Origin of the sequence: Citreimonas sp. (assembly GCF_042096055.1) — a bacterium.
In the GTDB taxonomy this organism is placed as follows: domain Bacteria; phylum Pseudomonadota; class Alphaproteobacteria; order Rhodobacterales; family Rhodobacteraceae; genus Citreimonas.
The window spans coordinates 11,192-13,376 of sequence record NZ_JBELMH010000055.1 but is presented as its reverse complement, the minus strand read 5'-3'; the positions used below and the strand labels follow the sequence as shown (position 1 = coordinate 13,376).

At 66.1% G+C, this 2,185-nt stretch carries 3 protein-coding genes; 1 reads left to right on the top strand and 2 read right to left on the bottom strand.

All coding sequences use genetic code 11. The features are described from left to right. Window positions 1-582 (top strand): LysE family translocator (locus tag ACFDTC_RS12480; protein ID WP_375259206.1); only part of this gene is annotated, 582 nt, incomplete at its 5' end. A 120-nt stretch (window positions 583-702) separates the two neighbouring features. Here the strand turns inward: ACFDTC_RS12480 and ACFDTC_RS12475 are convergent. Next, window positions 703-1,452 carry a GntR family transcriptional regulator gene (locus ACFDTC_RS12475; RefSeq protein WP_375259205.1) on the bottom strand — a complete coding sequence of 250 codons (750 nt, stop codon included), beginning with the start codon at window positions 1,450-1,452 and terminating at the stop codon, window positions 703-705. Next, a partial coding sequence (locus ACFDTC_RS12470; RefSeq protein WP_375259204.1) for an ABC transporter permease occupies window positions 1,449-2,185 on the bottom strand: 737 nt, incomplete at its 5' end. The genes ACFDTC_RS12470 and ACFDTC_RS12475, both read right to left, overlap by 4 nt.

Below are 2,185 nucleotides of genomic sequence, written 5' to 3'. Positions count from 1 at the left end.
ATGCTGTACGTGCTCTCGCGAAGCGTCGGGCAAAGCCGTGCCGCAGGCCTCGCCTCGGCGCTGGGCCTGTGCATCGGCGGGATCCTTCTCGCCATCGCGACGGCGATGGGCCTCGCGGCGCTTTTCTCCACGGCCGAGTGGCTGGTCGTCGGCTTGCGGTACGTCGGCTCGGCCTACCTTGTCTGGCTCGGAGTGGATTTGGTGCGCAACGCCCATGCCGAAGCGGAAAAAACGTTGTCCGTAGAGGACGTGCAGTACAGGCCCTTCTCCTCGATCGTCGGGCAGGGCATCGCGGTCGAGCTGCTCAACCCGAAGACGGTTCTGTTCTTCGCGGTGTTCCTTCCGCCGTTCATCAATGCAGGCGGTGGGCCGGTCGTCGACGCCAACGTTCAGATGCAGCTGCTGGTGTTGGGAATCCTGGTCCCGCTGACGGCAATTCCTTCCGATCTGGTCGTGGCCTATATGGGCGGCACCATGACGAACATCATCAACCGGAAGAAGGCGATGCGCCGCTCTCTCGCCTGGATAAGCGGTACTGTTCTTCTCGGAGTGGCCCTTAACCTGCATCTGCAAGTGTTCTGACAGTACGAAAGCCCACGGGATTTAAGTCCGATCGGGGGAAGGGGTAGCCCAGCCAGCACCGGTTCGTGGAACAGAACATCGCCGATTACGAGCCCGAGCCTCTGAATCTTGCAGAGAGCCTTATTCTATATGGCTCAGCGGCACGCGGCCGCCGGGGTTACGACGGGCGCTGTTGATATCGCGGATCATCAGCATGTTGCGGCGCGATGACTCCACGTGCGCGCGTGCGGCGGCCATGGCTGCGGGCGCGTCGCGTGCCAGCATGGCGTCGACGATGGCGCGGTGCTCGGCCACCGCCAGCGCCCATTGATCGACCCAGCGCACTTCGACCCAGAGGGCCAGGCGAAGCTGGTCGTAGATCCGCTGCGTGATCTCGATCAGGGCGGCATTGCGCGTCGCCGCCAGGATCACCTCGTGGACCTTCAGGCCCAACTCGAGCTCGCGCGCATACACGTCCGGGGTCCGCTCGTGCGCGCGGTCGAGGGCATCGATCTCGTCCATCACGCCCGACAGGGCGCACAGGTCGTCATCGGTCGCGGTCTCGACCGCGATCTCGGCCGCCATCGCATCGAGGCCCGCGCGCACCACGAGAAGGTCGCACACCGCGTCGATGTCGAGGTTGGCCACCGAGTAGCCGCTGTTGGGCTGGCTGACGACCAGCCCTTCGCGCTCGAGCCGGTTGAGCGCTTCGCGCAGGGGCGTGCGGCCGATGTCGAAGTCGCGCATCAGCCGCGCCTCGGACAGGCGCTCTCCGCGCTGCACGTCGCCGTTCAGGATGGCCGCCTTGAGGGCCGAGAACGCCTTCTCGCGCAGGATGCCGCGCTTCTTCGGCGCCGCCTCGTCCGCGCTGTCCTGCGCCAGATCGCTCATCGGATCATTCCCTTGAGGTCGGCCTTCGGGATCGCACGCGACGGGGACGGCGACGCCAAGTGCGCGTTCAGTCGCGTCTCGATCCGGCCCGCGACGAAGATGAAGCCGTAGACCAGCACCAGGTACAGCGCGGCGGCAAGGCCGAACGCCTCGAAGAAGGTGAAGTGTCGCGAGCCGACCGCCCGGGCGACGCCGGTGATGTCCATCACGGTGATGATCGACACCAGCGAGGTCGCCTGGATCTGGTAAACCACTTCGTTGGTATAGGCGGGCCAGCCGATTCGGATCGCGCGCGGCAGGACCACCAGGCGCAGCTGCATGAGCGGCTTCAGACCCAGGGCGCGCGCGGCTTCGATCTCGCCGCGCGGAATCGACTGGATGGCGCCGCGCAGGATTTCCGAGGTGTAGGCGCCGGTGTTCAGCGTCAGCGTCAGCAGCGCGCAGAACCACGGGTCGCGGAAGAAGTCCCACAGCCCCACGGCGTCCAGTTGCGGTCGGAACTGCCCGCTGCCGTAGTAGATCAGGAACAGCTGCGCCAGAAGCGGCGTGCCGCGAAAGAAGAAGACATAAGCCGTCGACAGGCCGCGCAGAGCCGGGTTGCGCGACAGCCGCGACAGCGCGACCGGGAGGGCGATCAGCAGGCCCAGCACGCAGCTGATCGTGGCCAGCTGCACCGTCAGCACGGCGCCGCCAAGGAACCGCGGCAGGTGTTCGGCGATGAACTCCATCAGGT

Excerpts from the sequence above, each read along its gene's own strand:
- ACFDTC_RS12475 (WP_375259205.1), bottom strand. The coding sequence starts at position 1,452 with ATGAGCGATCTGGCGCAGGACAGCGCGGACGAGGCGGCGCCGAAGAAG.